The organism is Mucilaginibacter sp. (assembly GCF_039207105.1).
Classification (GTDB): Bacteria; Bacteroidota; Bacteroidia; order Sphingobacteriales; family Sphingobacteriaceae; genus Mucilaginibacter.
Window position 1 is genome coordinate 1 of sequence record NZ_JBCECK010000059.1, and the last position, 18370, is coordinate 18370.

The 18370-nt window shown below is 42.2% G+C and carries 17 protein-coding genes; 11 read left to right on the forward strand and 6 right to left on the reverse strand.

Annotated features, from left to right (window positions below; genetic code table 11):
* Window positions 1–886 (forward strand): DUF4198 domain-containing protein (locus tag AAGC65_RS13465; RefSeq protein WP_343112978.1); only part of this gene is annotated, 886 nt, incomplete at its 5' end.
* 60 nt (window positions 887–946) lie between these two features.
* Here the strand turns inward: AAGC65_RS13465 and AAGC65_RS13470 are convergent.
* Window positions 947–1999 carry a hypothetical protein gene (locus AAGC65_RS13470; protein WP_343112979.1) on the reverse strand — a complete coding sequence of 351 codons (1053 nt, stop codon included), beginning with the start codon at window positions 1997–1999 and terminating at the stop codon, window positions 947–949.
* Between the two features lie 389 nt (window positions 2000–2388).
* Between AAGC65_RS13470 and AAGC65_RS13475 the strand changes: the two genes are divergently transcribed.
* The 8 genes from AAGC65_RS13475 to AAGC65_RS13510 all read left to right on the forward strand — a co-directional run bounded on the left by AAGC65_RS13475 (window position 2389) and on the right by AAGC65_RS13510 (window position 10793).
* On the forward strand, window positions 2389–3348 hold the full coding sequence (locus tag AAGC65_RS13475) for an AAA family ATPase (protein ID WP_407940668.1): 960 nt from the start codon (window positions 2389–2391) through the stop codon (window positions 3346–3348).
* A 173-nt stretch (window positions 3349–3521) separates the two neighbouring features.
* Window positions 3522–4403, forward strand: coding sequence for a DUF58 domain-containing protein (locus AAGC65_RS13480; RefSeq protein WP_343112980.1), 882 nt, complete (start codon window positions 3522–3524; stop codon window positions 4401–4403).
* Complete coding sequence (locus tag AAGC65_RS13485) at window positions 4400–5368, forward strand: BatD family protein (protein ID WP_343112981.1); 969 nt, start codon at window positions 4400–4402, stop codon at window positions 5366–5368. Before AAGC65_RS13480 ends, AAGC65_RS13485 begins: the two co-directional genes overlap by 4 nt.
* Window positions 5365–6369, forward strand: coding sequence for a VWA domain-containing protein (locus tag AAGC65_RS13490; protein WP_343112982.1), 1005 nt, complete (start codon window positions 5365–5367; stop codon window positions 6367–6369). Before AAGC65_RS13485 ends, AAGC65_RS13490 begins: the two co-directional genes overlap by 4 nt.
* Before the next feature lie 4 nt (window positions 6370–6373).
* The gene (locus AAGC65_RS13495; RefSeq protein ID WP_343112983.1) at window positions 6374–7414 is read left to right on the forward strand and encodes a VWA domain-containing protein; all 1041 of its coding nucleotides are present in this window, start codon (window positions 6374–6376) and stop codon (window positions 7412–7414) included.
* The gene (locus tag AAGC65_RS13500; RefSeq protein WP_343112984.1) at window positions 7411–8172 is read left to right on the forward strand and encodes a tetratricopeptide repeat protein; all 762 of its coding nucleotides are present in this window, start codon (window positions 7411–7413) and stop codon (window positions 8170–8172) included. Before AAGC65_RS13495 ends, AAGC65_RS13500 begins: the two co-directional genes overlap by 4 nt.
* A 19-nt stretch (window positions 8173–8191) precedes the next feature.
* Window positions 8192–10030 (forward strand): BatD family protein, encoded by a 1839-nt coding sequence (locus AAGC65_RS13505; protein ID WP_343112985.1) that lies wholly within the window; start codon window positions 8192–8194, stop codon window positions 10028–10030.
* Window positions 10008–10793, forward strand: coding sequence for a tetratricopeptide repeat protein (locus AAGC65_RS13510; protein ID WP_343112986.1), 786 nt, complete (start codon window positions 10008–10010; stop codon window positions 10791–10793). Before AAGC65_RS13505 ends, AAGC65_RS13510 begins: the two co-directional genes overlap by 23 nt.
* Window positions 10794–10924: 131 nt before the next feature.
* On the opposite strand, the gene AAGC65_RS13515 is transcribed toward AAGC65_RS13510, so the two are convergent.
* The 4 genes from AAGC65_RS13515 to AAGC65_RS13530 form a co-directional block, all read right to left on the reverse strand.
* Entirely contained in the window at window positions 10925–11812 is an 888-nt protein-coding gene (locus AAGC65_RS13515) for a PfkB family carbohydrate kinase (protein ID WP_343112987.1), read from the reverse strand.
* Window positions 11813–11958: 146 nt separating this feature from the next.
* Entirely contained in the window at window positions 11959–12699 is a 741-nt protein-coding gene (locus AAGC65_RS13520; RefSeq protein ID WP_343112988.1) for a MauE/DoxX family redox-associated membrane protein, read from the reverse strand.
* A gap of 98 nt (window positions 12700–12797) precedes the next feature.
* Complete coding sequence (locus AAGC65_RS13525; RefSeq protein WP_343112989.1) at window positions 12798–13358, reverse strand: AraC family transcriptional regulator; 561 nt, start codon at window positions 13356–13358, stop codon at window positions 12798–12800.
* 144 nt (window positions 13359–13502) lie between these two features.
* Window positions 13503–15422, reverse strand: coding sequence for a von Willebrand factor type A domain-containing protein (locus AAGC65_RS13530; RefSeq protein WP_343112990.1), 1920 nt, complete (start codon window positions 15420–15422; stop codon window positions 13503–13505).
* An 80-nt stretch (window positions 15423–15502) separates the two neighbouring features.
* Here AAGC65_RS13530 and AAGC65_RS13535 point away from each other — a divergent pair, with 80 nt between their 5' ends.
* Complete coding sequence (locus AAGC65_RS13535; protein WP_343112991.1) at window positions 15503–16075, forward strand: sigma-70 family RNA polymerase sigma factor; 573 nt, start codon at window positions 15503–15505, stop codon at window positions 16073–16075.
* A 58-nt stretch (window positions 16076–16133) separates the two neighbouring features.
* Window positions 16134–17420 (forward strand): TonB family protein, encoded by a 1287-nt coding sequence (locus tag AAGC65_RS13540; protein ID WP_343112992.1) that lies wholly within the window; start codon window positions 16134–16136, stop codon window positions 17418–17420.
* A 189-nt stretch (window positions 17421–17609) separates the two neighbouring features.
* On the opposite strand, the gene AAGC65_RS13545 is transcribed toward AAGC65_RS13540, so the two are convergent.
* Entirely contained in the window at window positions 17610–18338 is a 729-nt protein-coding gene (locus AAGC65_RS13545; RefSeq protein ID WP_343112993.1) for a DUF4197 domain-containing protein, read from the reverse strand.
* Window positions 18339–18370: the final 32 nt, after the last annotated feature.

The following is an 18370-nucleotide window of genomic DNA, read 5'->3' on the forward strand; positions in this document are numbered from 1 at the left end:
AACTTTGTATGTTTGGCAATCCTATCTGAAAACTATGAAAAGATTCGGTTTTTTATTGTTCGCGTTATTACTGATCGTCACTTTTGCTGCGAGCTCGCAGGACTACTTTTTGCTGCCTGAAAACTTTTATATGAAAAAGGGCGAAAAACTTAACCTGCACCTTTTAAGCGGCAACGAGTTTCAAAAAGAAGCGGAATATAAATCTCAAAACGCCAAGATATCTAAGTTTACGCTTTACGAAGGATCAAAAAAAACCGACCTGAATAATCTTCCAAAGGATACCTCATCCAGCATATTGAATTATACACTTGAAAACAGCGGCCTTGCGCTGATAGAAGTGGTAAAAACCGAAAGCATAGAATCTGAGCGAAACAAATTTTTAAAAAACCTGGGTAATGAGGGATTGGACAAAATTGCTGAAGATGCAAAAAACAGCAACCAGCAATATTTTGTTGAAAAATCAAACCGGTACGTAAAAACGCTGATAGCCATTGACAAAGCCAACGGTAAAGATTTTGACAAACCGCTGGGTGAGGATTATGAGATAGTGATACAGCAAAACCCATACAAAGCCAGCTATGGCGATGACGTAACCGCGCAGATATTATTTAAAGGCAAACCGCTGAAAGATGCTGTTGTCATTGTATACACGCGCACCATAAGCGGCAATGTATTTCCTCAAAAGCTAAGCTCTGATGCGCAGGGGCAAATTTATTTTAAACTGAGCCGTGAGGGTATTTACATGATCAGCTCGGTACATATTGAATCTTCAACCGATAAAAATGCCGATTTTGAAAGCTGGGGTGCAACCTTCACTTTCGCCTTTAAAAATGCCGACAGTATGCCTAATACATATAAAGAGTTTGGCTTAGGGGATAAACACTGATCTCGATGTGCAGATTTGCAAATATGTAGATGTGCGGATGCGTGAAGATGAATTTATAAATTAATTTTCCGGAAACTCTATATAGCCAAACGTACTAAGTTGCTTGCTGCTTCGGTTGGCATCTGTAATAATGAGTGCGCCTTTTCGGTAAAGCGCAATACCCTCCCAGTTGTTTTTGGGTATTGGAAAAGCTGATGTAACCTGCTTCCACTCCTTGTCCGTCCTGCTATTAAGCATTACAATACGGCCATAGCTGTTTTTTTTCAGATAAGCAGCGTCCGCATCAATACCTGCTTTAAGGTCAGAGATGCTTTGTTTGATCTTTTCCTCCTCGTTTTTCAACACGCCATTATTCAGGTAGGTATTATAATCACCGTTCCAAAAGTAGTTGATACCGTAAATCTTATCATCCTTGGTTACGGCTATATCGGTAATCCTGAAGTAAAGCTGCGGTGTTGCTATTTGCTCGGGAGCTTTTGTAAAATCAGGATCAATTAAATAACCCTGTCCGCCTTTTGGCTCTCCATTGTACTCATAATAAGCGAGTAGTTTTTTTTCGGCAGGCAACCAGCTAACGCTTTCAAATCCGGCATTGTTAACATGTATCGGGCGTTTCAGTGTTGCAAAATGCAACGGATTGATAATTATTTCATTTTTTTCAACATCGAGTTTCCCTTGCAGCAAAAAACAGTAATCGTAGGTATCGTTGGTTTCTATAGAAAGGTAGGCCATATTGTTTACAATAGTTATAGCCTCAAAGCCTTCATAATAAGTTTTAACGGAATCGGGCAGTTTATCCAGATTTTTAACACTGATGGTACGGTAACGGGTAAGCACGGTATCTTTCCCATCTATCACCCGACCAATGCTATCAGCCAGCAGGCTATATAAATAAAAATCACCATTGAGTTTGGTTTCCTTATGGCTGCCGTATTGCGGCTCCAGGTAAACCCTGCCGTTGTACATGGCCATGCCCGAAAACTCCTCATTTACATCATTAATGTTTTTAGGCAGGGGGATGTTTTTATAGGCATTTTGCCCGTAAGCTACACCGAACGAATAGGCTGTAGAAATGATCAGAAAACAAAAAAAACGGAAAATGTAAGGCGTCATATTAAAATAATTCTATCGGGTTAAAAATAATTAAATCAGATCTTTAATGTCTGATTGTTATTTACTTGCACTTAGAATAACAAAAATGCAACTCTAAATTGCTGCTTCCAATACCCAAATATGGTGATAAATGTTTCCGGGATGATTGCATGATTGTTTAATCAGCCTGCAAAAAACTCATATATTTATAACCGTCAACAAAAATTTAACACTTTTTAACAAATAAGCAGGGAATTTTTTTAGCTAAAAAAAGTTTGTCTGTTTAAGTTTGCCTACCGAATTAAAAAGATTGCATGGAAGAATTTAAAAGTAATACCGAAAACGTTTCATCAGGCACTATACCTGGTAGCTTATCGTATTCAACCGATATCAGAGCGCTGAATGAAATGATACAAAGAGAAAGCGCATTCATCGACCTCCTGAAAATGGAGATGGATAAAGTGATCATCGGCCAAAAATATATGGTAGAGCGATTGCTGATCGGCTTACTGGCCGATGGGCATATTCTTTTAGAGGGGGTTCCGGGGCTTGCAAAAACGCTGGCTATCAATACGCTGGCAAAAGCCATTCAGGCAGATTATAGCCGTATTCAGTTTACACCTGATCTTTTACCTGCCGATTTGTTGGGTACCATGATATACAATCAGAAAAAGGAAGAGTTCATTGTGCGTAAGGGCCCGCTGTTCTCTAACTTTATCCTGGCCGATGAGATTAACCGTGCGCCTGCTAAAGTACAGAGCGCGCTGCTGGAATCAATGCAGGAACGCCAGGTAACCATCGGTGATAACACTTTTCCACTGCCAAACCCATTCCTGGTATTGGCTACCCAGAATCCTATCGAACAGGAAGGAACTTATCCGTTGCCCGAGGCGCAGGTTGACCGTTTTATGCTCAAGGTGGTGATCAACTATCCGGATAAGGAAGAAGAGAAAAGAATTGTACGCGCCAATATATTACCGGGCGGCATGCCAAAACCATCGCCAATTATTAAGCCTGACGAAATTGTACGCGCCCGCAAAATTGTAAGGGAAGTATATATGGACGAAAAAATTGAGCAATACATTATTGATATTGTTTTTGCCACGCGTTATCCGGAGCAGTTTAAACTGGCACATTATAAAAACCTGATCACCTTTGGGGCATCACCAAGGGCAAGCATCAACCTGGCACTGGCCGCAAAAGCTTATGCCTTTATTAAACGCAGGGGTTATGTAATCCCTGAGGATGTACGTGCCATTTGTCATGATGTACTGCGCCATCGTATTGGCTTAAGCTACGAGGCAGAGGCCGAGAATATCACCTCAGAAAACATTATTACCGGCATACTGAACGTGGTGGAGGTACCGTAAATAGAGGCAAGAAATAAGAGCCAAGAGTTTAGATATCAGAATCAAGAAATAAGAATCAAGAGGTAAGAGTCAGGAATCAGGAGATAAGAAACAGAAAAAAGGATTGTGACAGAAAATTTAAATTTTTGTCTTGATTCTTGACTCTTACCTCTTGATTCTTCTTCACCAATATTATGGCTAAGGATACCAAAGAACTGCTTAAAAAAGTACGGAAGATCGAGATCAAAACCCGGGGGTTAAGTAACCACTTGTTTTCGGGCGAATACCACTCGGCTTTCAAAGGCCGTGGTATGGCATTTAGCGAGGTGCGCGAATACCAGTTGGGCGATGAGATCAGAACCATTGACTGGAACGTGACCGCCCGCTTTAATCACCCTTATGTTAAGGTTTTTGATGAGGAGCGCGAGCTTACCTTCATGCTGCTGATAGACGTGAGCGGGTCTGAAAATTTTGGAACCCAAAACCAGCAAAAGCAGGATATAGCAACCGAACTTTGCGCGGTACTCGCGTTTTCGGCCATACAGAATAATGATAAGGTAGGGGTGCTGTTTTTTAGTGATAAAATAGAGAAGTTTATCCCACCAAAAAAAGGCCGCAGCCATATTCTGATGATCATCCGTGAGCTGATTGCCTTTACACCGGAAAATAAGGGAACAAATGTTGGCGAAGCCCTCAAATTTTTCACCCGTGCTATCAAGAAAAAATGTACGGCTTTTATCATATCTGATTTTATTAGTCCCGGTTTTGAAGATGAGTTGAAGATCGCCAATAAAAAGCATGATATCATTGCCCTGCGTTTGTATGATAAACACGAGGAAGAGTTTCCGAACTTAGGTCTGATCCCCGTAAAGGACGAAGAAACCGACGAACTGGTTTGGATCAACACAGCTGATGAAGCCGTGCGTAAGGCCTTTAAAGCCGAAGCACTCAAAAGAAATGGGCAGCTTAAGGAAACCTTTAGCCGCTCGGGCGTTGATTTTACCAGCATCGGCACACATGAATCATATGTTAAACCATTAATGACCTTGTTTAAAAAACGGGAAGGCAAAAGATGATAAAGCGTTTTTTTAAATACCTATTGCTCCTGAATCTGCTGCTTACCGGGTTTGCTTATCAAAGCAGCGCCCAAACCGTGCAGGTCGAAGCCAAGCTCGACCGCTTTGTTATCAAAATAGGCGAACAAACCCAGCTGCACCTTATTGCGAAGTTTCATGCAAATGATAAGGTAGAATTTCCTGCACTAAAAGATACCATCAGCAGCAAAATTCAAATAGTAAGCAGTAAAGTCGATACCGTAACTGATAAGGATGATGTAAGCCTCAGAACCATCAGGCATAATTACACCATTACCTCATTTGATAGCGGCGATTATGTGATACCATCATATGCCTTTCATACCCAGGGAGGCGACATTAAAACCGAGCCATTAAAGCTTACAGTGGCAACGGTTGCCGTTGATACCACCAAAGCAGCCTATGATATTAAACAGCCGCTTGCTATTTCCTATACTTTTTGGGACTGGCTACGCGATAACTGGATATTAGTAGTTAGTATATTGGCAGCCCTGCTCATTATTGGCGGTGTTATTTATTATCTGAAGAAAAGGCCTAAAAAGGTTGTTGTGGTTGAGGAGCTTAAACCGGAGGTACCTGCTCATATTATTGCCTTGCAAAAATTAACGGCCATTGGCGATAAAAAGCTATGGCAGCAGGAGCAAACCAAGCAGTACCATACCGAGATCACTGATGTAATTCGCGAGTACCTGGAAAGCCGTTACGCTATTCAGGCAATGGAGCAAACCTCTGATGAGATCTTTGCCAGTTTGCGGTATATGGATATTACGGACGAGAACAGGAACGCGCTGCGCCAGGTATTGATACTGGCCGACTTAGTAAAATTTGCCAAGGAAAAACCCGCGCCTTTTGAAAACGAGCAAAGCATGGATAATGCCGTGGCATTTGTTAAAAAAACACAGCAGGCCTTTCAGCCGCCGGTTGTAAAGGAAGAGGATAAAAAATGAGCTGGTTTAAAGGAATAGAATTTGCCCATCCGGGATTTTTCTGGCTGCTGATCATTATACCTTTAATGGTGGCATGGTACATCTGGAAACAACGCCAGCTACAGGGCAACCTGAGTGTACCTACACTTAAAAGTTTTGCTGTTGGCCGCAAAAGTAATGTAGCCCGTTTTAGGCATGTGGGCATTGTATTGCGTTCATTGGCTTTAGCGGCACTGATTGTGGCGCTGGCAAGGCCGCAATCGTCATTATCCTGGCAAGATAGTACCACCGAGGGTATCGATATCATGATAGCCTCTGATATATCCGGAAGTATGTTGGCCGAAGATTTTAAACCTAACCGTTTGGAAGCAGGTAAAAACATCGCCATTGATTTTATCAAGAACCGCCCTAATGACCGTATTGGCCTGGTAATTTTTAGCGGTGAAAGTTTTACGCAATGCCCGCTCACTATTGATCATGATGTACTGATAAACCTATATGCGGACATCAAGAACGGTATGATTGAGGATGGTACCGCTATAGGTATGGGCCTTGCTACAGCCGTAAACCGGTTAAGGACCAGTACCGCCAAAAGCAAGGTGGTTATTTTACTTACCGACGGATCAAACAACTCAGGCTCTATACCGCCTATAACCGCCGCCGAAATTGCCAAGCAGTTTGGCGTGCGTGTTTATACCGTTGGTCTGGGCACCAATGGCTACGCTCCTTACCCGGTACCAACATCAATGGGTGTACAATACCAGCGCATTAAGGTTGATATTGATGAAGGCACGTTATCAAAAATTGCCAGCATTACCGGTGGCAGATATTTCAGGGCCACCAATAATGAAACCCTGAAACAAATTTATTTGCAGATAGATAAACTGGAAAAAGCCAAGATTGATGTAACGCAATATCGCCGTAAAACAGAGATGTTTTTGCCTTGGGCTATTATAGCGCTGGTATTGTTATCACTTGAATTTTTATTAAAAAACACCCTGTTTAAAGGGGCTTTAACCTAATAGAATGCTACGTTTTGCACATATAGATATTTTATGGGGACTGCTGATTATTCCGGTTCTTATCCTGCTGTTTTTATTGGTAAGCCGCTGGAAAAAGAAGGCTATTGCCTCACTGGGTCAAAAAAACGTGGTAAGCCTAATGATACCGCAAGTATCGTTTTCAAGGCCCTGGCTTAAGTTTATCTTTTTTCTGATTGCTTATGCCAGCCTTATTGTTGGCATGGCCGATCCGCAGCTGGGTTCCAAAACTGAGGAGGTAAAACGTCAGGGCGCGGATATCATGATATTGCTTGATGTATCAAACAGTATGCTGGCCCGGGATCTGGTGCCCAGCCGCCTGGAAAATGCTAAGCAGGCATTAGCCCAGCTGATTGATAAAATGCACGATGACAGGATAGGCATCATTGTATTTGCAGGGCAGGCTTATGTACAACTGCCTATCACTACTGATTACTCGGCAGCCAAGTTGTTTCTGAATACCATCAATACCAATATTGTACCGGTACAGGGTACGGCTATTGGCGCAGCTATTGATCTGGGCATGAAATCATTTGATTTTAAGAGCCAGACCGGTAAGGCCATGATCATTATAACCGATGGCGAAAATCATGAGGACAATGCTATTGCCGCTGCCGAAGGCGCTAAAAGCAGGGGGGTTACCGTTAACGTGATTGGCTTAGGGTCTCCGGATGGTTCAACTATACCTGCCGATCCTAATGACCCCAACAGCACTGATCGCACTGATCGTAAGGGCGAAAAAATTATTACTAAGCTAAACGAGGCCATGTGTCGCGACATTTCAGCCGCGGGCGGAGGGGTGTATGTACACGCCAATAACTCTAACAGCGGTTTGGGCATAGTGATGGATCAGGTTAAAAAAATTCAGCGTAAACAGTACGACAGCAAAACATTTAAGGACTATGAAGACCGTTTCCAGTTTTTCCTAACCATTACGCTGGTATTATTGGTAGTAGAATTTTTTATATCTAACCGTAAAAACATGCGTTTAAGCGGGTTAAAATTATTTGAAGTAAAAAAGTCATGAAGCAATTTATTATAGCTGTATTGTTGATACTGCAGGCTTCTGTACTTTTTGCCCAGCAGGAAAAAAAGTACATTAAACAAGGTAACGACCTGTATCAGCAGCAAAATTATAAGGATGCCGAAAAAAATTATCGGTTATCGGTAGGTAAAAAGAATCAAACTGTTGAAGGTAATTTTAACCTGGGGGATGCCTTGTACAAGCAGAAAAGATACGAAGACGCCGGGAAGCAGTTTGATAAAATAGCCGCTTCATCGGGCAATAACAAGGCGGTTTTGGCCAAGGCTTATCACAATCTGGGTAACTCATTTCTGGAATCAAAAAAACTGGAAGAAAGCGTAGCGGCCTATAAGAAATCACTCCTGAACAATCCGACTGATGAAGAAACCCGGTACAACCTGGCCTACGCGCAGGAAAAGCTGAAACAAAAGCAAAACCAGGATAAAAACAATAAAAATAATAAGAACAACAAAGACAAAAACAAGGATAAAAATAAAGACCAGAATAACAAGGACAAAGATAAAGACAAGGATAAGAACAAGGACGATAAGAATAAAGACGACAAACAAAACCCGGACAAAAACAACCAGGATAAAAAAGACCAGGGCCAGCAGGATCAGAAACCTGACCCTAATAATGTATCAAAAGATGATGCTGAACGGATGCTGGAAGCCTTTAATAACGACGAAAAACAAACACAGGACAAGCTGAAGAATAAGAAGATAAAAGGTGCCCGTATGAATATTGAAAAAGACTGGTAAGCCTTACTATTGCAAATAAATGAAAAGAATATATTCCATAGTATTGCTTCTGCTGCTGCAAAGCAGTCTCCTTTTTGCTGCCGATATCCGGTTTACCGCCTCGGTGAGTAAAACAGAGGTAAGTACTACTGAACAATTTGAGGTTACGTTTGCTGTAAACGGTAATGGCGATCACTTTACGCCACCTTCGTTCACCGGCTTTTTGGTAGTGGCCGGCCCAAATGTATCTACCAGTATGTCGGTCATCAACGGCAATTCCTCATCAAGTATGGAGTTTAGCTATGTGCTGATCGCTGTAAAACCGGGTACCTACACCATTGGCGCTGCCAGTATAGTTGCAAATGGTAAGCAATTAAGCACTAAGCCTATCAATATCAAAGTGGTTAAGGGACAGGCCGCCCCTCAAAATAACAACGCCGCGGCTTCTCAACAGCAGCAACAACAAAATGGCCCCGATAGCAGGGTTACTATGCGCAGGCCCGGTGCCGATATATCCAAATCATTATTTATCAAGGCCGATGTTGATAAAAAGAGCGTTTATTTGGGCGAGCAGATCACGCTGACCTATAAGCTATATACCCGGGTAGCCATTGTTGGCAGCGAACCAGAAAAACTGCCCGACTTAAACGGCTTTTACAGCCAGGATATTAAAAATCCCGATCAGAATGTACACTGGCGAACTGAGGTTTTCAATGGTTCTAAATATAATGTTGCTAATATCAAGCAAACTATTTTATTCCCGGAACGCGGTGGCGACATCACGCTTGATCCTATTTCCTTTTTCTTTGTGGTAAGAGAATCGGCGGCAGCAAGTGACGATGATTTGTTCGGTCAATTTTTTGGTTCGTATAACGATGTGAAGTATCGCATTAAAAGCACACCGGTTATAATACATGTAAAACCGTTGCCGCTGGCCGGTAAACCGGACGGTTTCGGCGGTGCGGTTGGTCATTTTGCTATCAGTACCGATCTTGATAAAAAGGAGCTTAAGTCAAACGAACCTCTTAACTATAAGATCAGGATTTCCGGTAAGGGTAACCTGAAGCTCATTAAGCCGCTGAGCGCCAATTTTCCTGCCGATTTCGAAAAGTACGACCCTAAAACGATTGATACCATTACCGAAAACGTAAATGGCCAGTCGGGCAGCCGTACGTATACCTATTTGCTGATACCAAGGCACCAGGGTAATTACACTATTGATCCTGTTAAGTTTTCCTACTTTGATCCAAGCACCGGTAAATATGTTTCATTGCCAACCAAACCATTCCAGGTAAAGGTTAATAAAGGCCTGACAGAAAACAATGTAACCGCCTATTCTGCCACCGATAAGCAGGATGTAAAACTATTGAACAAAGATATCCGCTATATTAAACCCGACGATGGCAGCATCAGCAAAATGGGTGAAGGCTTTTATGGCTCGGGGTTATACTACAGCTTACTGGGATTGGGTCCATTACTGTTTTTAGGCGCCTTAGCTTACGGCAGCTGGTACGAAAGAACTAATAGTGATATCGTGAAGGTAAAAAGCCGAAAGGCCAGTAAAATAGCCGCCAAACACCTGGCCAGCGCGCAGGCACAGCTATCTGCCAAAAACTCCAATGCTTTTTATGAAAACGTGTTTAAGGGTTTGTATGGTTATTTAAGTGATAAGCTGAATATAGACGCCGCCAACCTTAATCGTGAAAAGATCGCCTCAGAACTTAAAAACAGACAGCTTGATGAGCCACTGATCAATGAGCTGCTGGATACCCTTGACCTTTGCGATATGGCACGTTATGCCCCGGTATCGGGAGTATCAGAACAACAGATATTTGACAAAGCAAAAAACATGATCAATGACATTGAAGATAAGATATAACATGATCAGGCGCATTTTATGCTTGTTGCTGCTTACCATAGCTCCTGCATTAGCTTTTTGCGATGCAGGTACATCTGCGTTGTTTAAAAAAGGAAACGAGCAATATGCCAAAGCGCAGTATAAAGAAGCCATTACATCATACCAAAAACTGGTTGATGGTGGTTACCAGTCGGTACCGGTATATTTCAATTTGGGCAATGCTTATTACAAAAACGGAGATATAGCACCCGCTATATTATATTATGAAAAAGCGCACAAGCTTTCTCCGGGCGATGAGGATATTAAACTAAATCTACAGCTGGCCAATCTGAAAACCACCGATAAGCTTGATGAGGCACCGGAGTTTTTTATCAGCAAATGGTGGCATAGCTTTATTTTAACTTTTTCGTTAGGTACGCTGGCTGTATTAGCCGTGTTAAGCATATTAGCAGGTTCTGGCGTGCTTATCCTATATCGCTTTACCCAATCTGTGAGTGTTAAAAAAGCTTCGTTCTATACGGCTATATTGCTGGTGTTTTTAGGCTTGGTATTTATTTTTATTGCAGGCCGTCAGGCTGATTACTTTGAGAGCCATCAGCAGGCTATAGTTTTCAGTAATTCTGTAATTATTAAAAGCGCGCCGGTGCATACCTCAAAAGACCTGTTTGTACTGCACGATGGTACTAAGGTAGAAGTACTGGAACATAACAACGACTGGATAAAAATAAGGCTTGCTAACGGTAACGAAGGCTGGATAGGTGCTGCCGATGTGAGGGATATATAAAAAGCAGATTACACATCTGCTCTATATTTTGTCATGCTGAGGGTAGTGAAGTATCCATTTTGCGACAAGTATGGTTCACGAAAAGATTCTTCGCTATACTCAGAATGACAAATAATTATTGATGCAGGCAATTAATAGCTAAAAGTCTTCTGACCGACCTCTAACAAATTCAGCACATCCTCTTTAGTACCCGTAAACGGACCAGATGATTCGATTTTAAAGCTGGCCATTGCCGCGGCAAATTCACCTGCTTCCTGGTATAAAGCGCCTTTGGTACGTTGGTATAAATAACCCGCCATATAGGTATCTCCGCAACCGGTGGCATCAACCACGGCTGTTGGTATATACGCAGGCACGTTATAAAATAGGCCTTCTGCATAAATTACAGAACCCATGCTACCCAGGGTAACCACAACTTCCTTAACACCCCAATCGGCTAATACCTCGGCTCCTTTTTTAATATCTGTAAGGCCGGTAAGTGCTTCCAGCTCGTGCTCATTAACCTTTAAAATATCAATGTATTGCAGGGCCTCTTTTTTGGCAGGCCAGTCAACCGGGATCACATTCTTATCTTCTACCTTACGTAAATATCCTTGCGCATCTAATGATACTTTACCGCGACTGCTCAGTTCTTTGATCAGCTCAACCGGAATATCATCAGCCAGCAGTGGTCCAAGGTGAAATATGTTAGCATCAATATCAAGCAATTGCTCTACGGTAAAAGGATCGGCTTTTTGCAATACACGCTGCATGCGATGATCCTGATTACCCGAGTAAATATTTTCAAAATACACGGTATGCGCACAGGTTGAGGCATGTATCTCGGTACCCTTGGCACGTAAAGCTTCTACTACATGCATTTCACTTTCGGCCAGTGAGGTAACCAAAGTATAGCTTACATCCATATTACGGATTGCACTTGAAAAATAAAAAGATGTACCGCCGGCCATATGCGCCACCGCTCTGGGTGTCACCACTTTATCTAACGTAATATGCCCTATGCAACAAATATCGTACATGAAGTTCGTGTTTATGATAAATTGCCCTTCCTGTTAAATATTTAGAGCAAACCGCAAATGTAGGGAATAAGATGCTTTTAAAGTGTATAATGATAGATACATAATAAAAAATGACATACAATAGCGTATGTCATTTTTTTAGTTTATTAAAGCACACCCAATAATACTACCCCGCTCATCGCAATCATCAGGGCATCTTCCACTATGGTAACGGTGCTCATGGGTAAGTTAAATACTGCCCCTAAGCAAGCGCATTGAATTTTTCTTTTGTTTAAAACGCTTTGCAGTACACCTACCAGGCTTACGGTCATGACCACAAATGTAATGGCGTTCACCGCAAAGGGAGCAATATCCAGCGTGAAGGCCAAACCTAAGCCCAGTTCAACAAAGGCGTAGATATATCCCCATGCCCTGAACTTTTTAGCTACAATATCATACATGGAATAGCTATCAGCAAAGCCCTGCAGGTTAAGCAGTTTAAAGAAAGAGAACACCAGGAAAAAGCCGCTCATAAAAACGCGCATGGCTGTCATGGTCATAAAACCGTGGTCCATAGCATTACCTGCAATAACCGCGATAGTTAAAATATAAGCAAATATGAGCAGTATCGGCTTATAGGTAGCCAGCCATGATTGGTTTTCAGCATCCATTTCCATACTCATGCTGTGATGGCTATGGGGGGCTTCGCTGAGTTGGTATTTTGGGTAATCTTTTAACGCATCCTGTAATGTTTTTGTCTGCACATGCTGGCTCATCGTAATATCCGCGGTGCCTTCGGCTAACGAAATATCAACGCTTTGCACATCTTTAATTTGGGAAAGTAGCGATTGAACTTTATTTTGACAGCCGCTACAGGTAAGGCCGGTAATTTGATATGTATGTGTCATGATTATAATAATTAAATTGTTGACACAAATTTACCTGTACATACCCCGGCGCACGTTACAGAATTATTGATAGATGTTATAAGATTTTTCGCTTCTGGTTAAATATCGTCAAGATTCTTGCGGTCGTGGCTCTGCAGGGTTTTAAACTTAGATGGGGTCATGCCGGTAACCTGTTTAAACTGCGACGACAGATGCGCCACGCTGCTGTACCCCAACTGGTAAGCTATTTCTGATAAACTGAGTTCATTGTAGATGAGCAACTCCTTTACTTTTTCAATTTTTTGGGCGATGTAATATTTTTCGATGGTGGTACCCTCAACCGCAGAAAATAGGTTGCTTAGGTAACTATAATCATGATTAAGCTGATCGGCCAATATGGTGGAGAGCTTTAATGGATTAGCTACATCTGTATAGTGCACCAGTTTAATGATCTGTGTTTTTATCTGCTCTATCAGCTTGCTTTTCTGATTATCAATCATTTCAAAGCCCAAACCTTTGAGCTCCCTGGCTAATCCTTCCAATTGTAATGAAGTAGGCGCTTCTTTAAGCGTGATCTCGCCCAGTTCCATATTCACTGGCTCAATCCCGGCTTTATCAAGTTCGGTTTGTACCGCCGTTTTACAGCGATTGCATACCATATTTTTTACGTAGAGTTTCAAATTTTAAAATTTACGGCAATTTACATAATCCTTTATTGTTTGAGTTTCCTGAATATGCTTTTTTGACAAAGGGAAGATACCCGCTAAACATAAGCGACCACATTATGGTTATAATGCGGCCGCTCTTTGTTAATTAGGCCCAAATTATTCTTCAAATGCGAGCGCCTTATTTGGGCTTAACAATTTGGCACTTTCTGCCAGTTTAACAAACTCGGCCCGGTAACCCTCGGCATCATCTCCTTTTGCTGTACGTGCCATTTTTATTGCCTGGTCATAAGTAGACTGCTGCTTAAATTGCGAATCTCTCAATAACATCCCAAACTCTGCAACCGCAGCAGCAAACCTGAAATCCGTTGATGTTGAACTTAAAGCAAGCGGCTTATCATATACCTCTACATGGCTCATTTTACTTACCGAAGAGGTTGGCTGTTTATAGCGAAATTTGATAGTAAGCATTTCATCTGAGGAGTTGGAATATTGCACAGGCTTTGGTTTCTGATATTTCAGCGGATCAACACTGCCTGAATAATCATCCTTAATCCCGGCAGGCACTATTTCGTAAAACGCGGTTACCGTATGGCCCGATCCCATATCACCGGCGTCTTTTTTATCATTATTAAAATCCTCTTTATTTAATGCCCGGTTCTCATAACCCACCAGGCGATAAGCCTGTACTTTGGCTGGGTTAAACTCTACCTGTAGTTTTACATCTTTGGCAATGGTAAACAGGGTGCCTCCAAATTCACTGATCAGCGTTTTGCGAGCCTCGGTAATGTTATCAAGGTAGGCGTAGTTACCATTACCCTTATCTGCAAGGGTTTCCATTTTACTGTCTTTATAATTACCCATGCCAAAACCTAAAACAGAGAGCGATATACCGCTTTCACGTTCCCGCTCTATCAGTTTTTCCATGTCATCATCGCTTGATGCACCTACGTTAAAATCACCGTCGGTAGCCAGCATTACCCGGTTGTTGCCGCCTTTCATGAAGTTGTTCTGCGCAATTTTGTAGGCCAGCTTAATACCTGCCCCACCTGCGGTTGAACCGCCTGCCTGTAGATTATCAATAGCATTATTGATAGTGGTCTTTTTATCTCCTGAGGTAGCGGGCAGTACAACTCCGGCAGCGCCGGCATATACTACTATGGCTACTTTGTCTTTCGGCCTCAGTTGATTAACCAGCATTTTTAGTGATGATTGCACTAAGGGTAATTTATTAGGCTCATCCATTGAACCCGAAACATCAATCAAAAACACGAGGTTTGAGGCTGGGAGTTTATCTGTAGCAACGGTTTTTGCTTTCAGTCCGATGCGTAATAACCGATGATTGCTGTTCCAGGGAGCGGTGGAGAGTTCAGTAGTGATACCTACCGGTTCATTATTTGTGGGACCGGCCAGGTTATAATGAAAGTAATTGATCATTTCCTCTATCCTTACCGCATCTGCCGGAGGCAATTGCCCGCTGTTAATAAAACGCCGTACATTACTGTATGATGCCGCGTCTACATCCACAGAAAAGGTTGATAGTGGTTCGCTTTGAGTAGTTTTAAAACCGTTTTCGGTAATACCCTTATAGCTTTCCGTATTTTCTGCAGGGGGCGGCATGATCATCATATCGTTGGCACTGTACCTACGGGTAGTATTAGTTCCTCTGATCATTACTTTGGCGGGGGCGCCTGGCGCCGGGCTAACGTTGGCGTCTGCAACTGCTGCTGTCAAAGCTTTATTCTTCTGCGATCCATATCCCAGAGTAACGACTTCCTGAAGTTGCTGATTCAATGTTTTCAAATAAACATCAATAGTATTGCTTTTCCCAACTTTCACGGTTTGCGTTTCAAAGCCAATAAAACTGAAAGTGAGGCTGCTTTTATCCTCTGGCACATCAATCGCATAATGGCCTTTAGCATCTGTAAATGTACTGACCTGTGTGCCTGTTATTAGCACGTGTACACCAGCTAATATTGATTTGTTGGCGTCATAAACCGTTCCGCTAATGTGGCGGTTACCTGCGGATTTAAAACCTGTTAAACCCGCGAGCATCAAAATGATTAGTAGCTGTTTCATATCCTGATCTTTTTTTAATAAGGATGTAATAGCTACTTAATTTCCATAAACGGTTTAAAAAATTTATTTTGCACTTTTTAATGACCAATTTTATTAAACCAAATAAACCAAGTTCATCAACTGACGAGGAATTGCTGTCTGCTTACCGCGACAACGGAGATCTTGCTGTATTAGGCCAACTTTATGAAAGGTATATGCCCTTAGTTTATGGTGTTTGCCTAAAATATCTTAAAGATGAGGATTTAGCTAAAGATGCCGTGATGGGGATATTTGAGGAATTGGTAATTAAAGTAAAACAACACAATATTGCGGTTTTTAGGAGCTGGTTATATGTACTTGGGCGCAATTATTGCTTGATGCAATTAAGGGCCGGTAAAAAGTTGGATGTGGTTGCTTTAGATGAGGTTATGGAATTTACGCCTTTATTGCATCCTGACCATAATAACCGTGAAGAAGCTTATAATGCTTTGGAGCGTTGTATTGATAAGCTAACCGGCGGGCAAAAACAAAGCATTGATCTGTTTTACCTGAAAGAGAAATGCTATAAGGAAGTAGCTGATACTACGGGGTTTAGTTTAAATGAAGTAAAAAGTTATATACAAAACGGCAAAAGAAATTTAAAAATTTGCCTGGAGAAGAGCAGTGAGGAATAAACAAGCGGACATATTACAAATTAGGAAGTACCTGAACGGTGAACTTAATGCCCCTGCCATGCACAAGCTGGAGCAGGAGGCCCTTGACGATCCGTTTTTGATGGATGCCCTGGAGGGATACGAGGCAAACGGTAAAGACCAGCAGGCCAACCTTAACTTGCTAACCGAACGGCTGCATCAACGTACCGCCTGGAAAACAGGCCGCATTATATCCTGGAGAGTATGGTCAATAGCTGCATCAATTTTGGTGATACTGACTATTGGAGGCTTATGGCTAAAAAAAACACCTGAGCCCTCCGAAAAAACAGCTGATATAATACCTGTTGATAGTATTCAGGTTAAAAAAAGCAAAGATACTTTGCCGGCTCCTGCTCCGGCCGCTGTTGCTAAAGCTCCTTTGGTTGCTCAAAATGAAAGGGTCGCCAAAGAGCCAACAGTATTAAAGCCAGCAGATAATCAGATAGCAAAACCGGCAGAGAAAAAATCTGTGTATCAGCAGGAAATTTCGGCCGCGGATGCTGGTATGCCAGCGCCAGCTCCTGAAACTAATGTAGCGGCTGGCTATGCGGCTCAGCCTGCCAAAGCTCCGGATGATAAAAAAGACCACACTCAGCAGCTAAGCGAGGTTGTAGTGATGAATTATACATCAAAAAGCAAACAGGATAGTATGGAGAATATGCTGGCTAATAACAATAAAGCCAGAGTGGCTTCAAAGCCTACCACAGTAATGCTCCAGGGAAAGGTAAATGGTGTTTCTGCCGTTCCGGCTAGTCAATCAGGAGCACAATTTGACGCCCGCCGAATTGCCGGTATTATCTTATCAAAAACTGACGGATCGCCGGTAATTGGGGCTGCTATCAGAGTGAAGGGTACTAGCAAATCAACTGTGACAGATACAAAGGGGTATTTTACGCTGCCGGTATCTGCCGATAACGAGACCCTTGATATTGCCTCTATAGGTTATGAGCGTAAACAGATAAGCGCTAAAAGGGGCGATAGCGTAAAGGTTGAACTCAATGAGATCCCGGGTGTGCTGAGCGAAGTGGTAACAGTTGGCTATGCGACAAAAAAATCCGCAGGTGCGCATCCGCAAATAGGCTGGGACGATTTTAAAAAATACCTGCAAAATAACGCTTCGTTACCAGATGGCACCGAGGGAACGGTGAACGTAACACTTATAGTGAATCCTGACGGAAAAGTAACAGATATCAAGATCAAAAAAAGCCTTAACCCAACAGCCGATCAAAAAGCCATTGACCTGATCAAAAACGGTTCATCCTGGGTGGCTAACACCAATAGCAAACCTGAAACGGTTAATGTTAAGGTGAAATTTCAGAAGCAGTAAAAGATAGATTTTATACTACCTCACGTCATGGCGAGGTTAGAAGTAAGCTCTTTACCCATCCACAAATTTGTCATTCTGAACGTAGTGAAGAATCTATTCGGCGATAGATCCTTCGTTCCTCAGGATGACAAGGGGGTTCGTGATATTGCGTTGTACTTCAATGACATATGATATACCAATTTAATCCTCTCAGGATTTCTTTTTATCGGCAAAGGCAAATACCTTTTGTAATAGCGGGGTGCTGCGGGCACTTAAATTTGACCGGATGTTCAGTTCCTCTTTGGCTATTTCTATAAATAAACCATCAATAGCTTTCTGAGTAGCGTAATCGCTGATATCTGGATTCAGTTTTTTTACAAAGGGTACTTTATTGTAGGTTAATGCCGCGTCTGTATAGTATTTGGTGGCATTAGCTTTACCGAGACTGCTTTGTATTACCGGTTTAAATTTGGCGGTTAACTGAGCGGTAGTAGTGCGCTTAAAATATTGGGTAGCGGCATCTTGTTTTCCCAGCAAAATATTACTTACATCCTGTAATGTCATTTGCTTAAGGGCATCCACAAAAATAGGCTTAGCCTGTTTAGCGGCATCCTCAGCAGCGCGATTAAGCGATAATATTACATTATCACACAGTTTACCCATACCCAAACTGCGCAATGTTTTTTCGGCCTTTTGTGCTTCGGGCGGAAAAAGTATTTTAACGGCAGCATTACCAAAAAAGCCATTCACGGCCGATAGCTGGTCTGAGCTTTTGCCGGTAGCAATTTCAAGTGCCTGTTTAAGTCCGTTACCTATCTCTAAATTGGTAGGGATTATTTGTACTGGTGTAGCAGCCCTGGCTGATTGGTTAAGGGTATCAACACTGGCAAAAGTGATGAAAGCCAGTAAGCCTGTTATTACTAAAAATTTTGATCTCATAGGTTGTTAAATTTAGTAAAAAAGCAGGGGAT

What these genes read in the sequence shown, in the direction of transcription:
- AAGC65_RS13470 (WP_343112979.1), bottom strand. Translation starts at nt 1,999, where the DNA reads ATGACGCCTTACATTTTCCGTTTTTTTTGTTTTCTGATCATTTCTACA.
- AAGC65_RS13480 (WP_343112980.1), top strand. Translation starts at nt 3,522, where the DNA reads ATGGCTAAGGATACCAAAGAACTGCTTAAAAAAGTACGGAAGATCGAG.
- AAGC65_RS13485 (WP_343112981.1), top strand. Translation starts at nt 4,400, where the DNA reads ATGATAAAGCGTTTTTTTAAATACCTATTGCTCCTGAATCTGCTGCTT.
- AAGC65_RS13490 (WP_343112982.1), top strand. Translation starts at nt 5,365, where the DNA reads ATGAGCTGGTTTAAAGGAATAGAATTTGCCCATCCGGGATTTTTCTGG.
- AAGC65_RS13495 (WP_343112983.1), top strand. Translation starts at nt 6,374, where the DNA reads ATGCTACGTTTTGCACATATAGATATTTTATGGGGACTGCTGATTATT.
- AAGC65_RS13500 (WP_343112984.1), top strand. Translation starts at nt 7,411, where the DNA reads ATGAAGCAATTTATTATAGCTGTATTGTTGATACTGCAGGCTTCTGTA.
- AAGC65_RS13505 (WP_343112985.1), top strand. Translation starts at nt 8,192, where the DNA reads ATGAAAAGAATATATTCCATAGTATTGCTTCTGCTGCTGCAAAGCAGT.
- AAGC65_RS13510 (WP_343112986.1), top strand. Translation starts at nt 10,008, where the DNA reads ATGACATTGAAGATAAGATATAACATGATCAGGCGCATTTTATGCTTG.
- AAGC65_RS13515 (WP_343112987.1), bottom strand. Translation starts at nt 11,812, where the DNA reads ATGTACGATATTTGTTGCATAGGGCATATTACGTTAGATAAAGTGGTG.
- AAGC65_RS13520 (WP_343112988.1), bottom strand. Translation starts at nt 12,699, where the DNA reads ATGACACATACATATCAAATTACCGGCCTTACCTGTAGCGGCTGTCAA.
- AAGC65_RS13530 (WP_343112990.1), bottom strand. Translation starts at nt 15,422, where the DNA reads ATGAAACAGCTACTAATCATTTTGATGCTCGCGGGTTTAACAGGTTTT.
- AAGC65_RS13535 (WP_343112991.1), top strand. Translation starts at nt 15,503, where the DNA reads ATGACCAATTTTATTAAACCAAATAAACCAAGTTCATCAACTGACGAG.
- AAGC65_RS13540 (WP_343112992.1), top strand. Translation starts at nt 16,134, where the DNA reads ATGCACAAGCTGGAGCAGGAGGCCCTTGACGATCCGTTTTTGATGGAT.
- AAGC65_RS13545 (WP_343112993.1), bottom strand. Translation starts at nt 18,338, where the DNA reads ATGAGATCAAAATTTTTAGTAATAACAGGCTTACTGGCTTTCATCACT.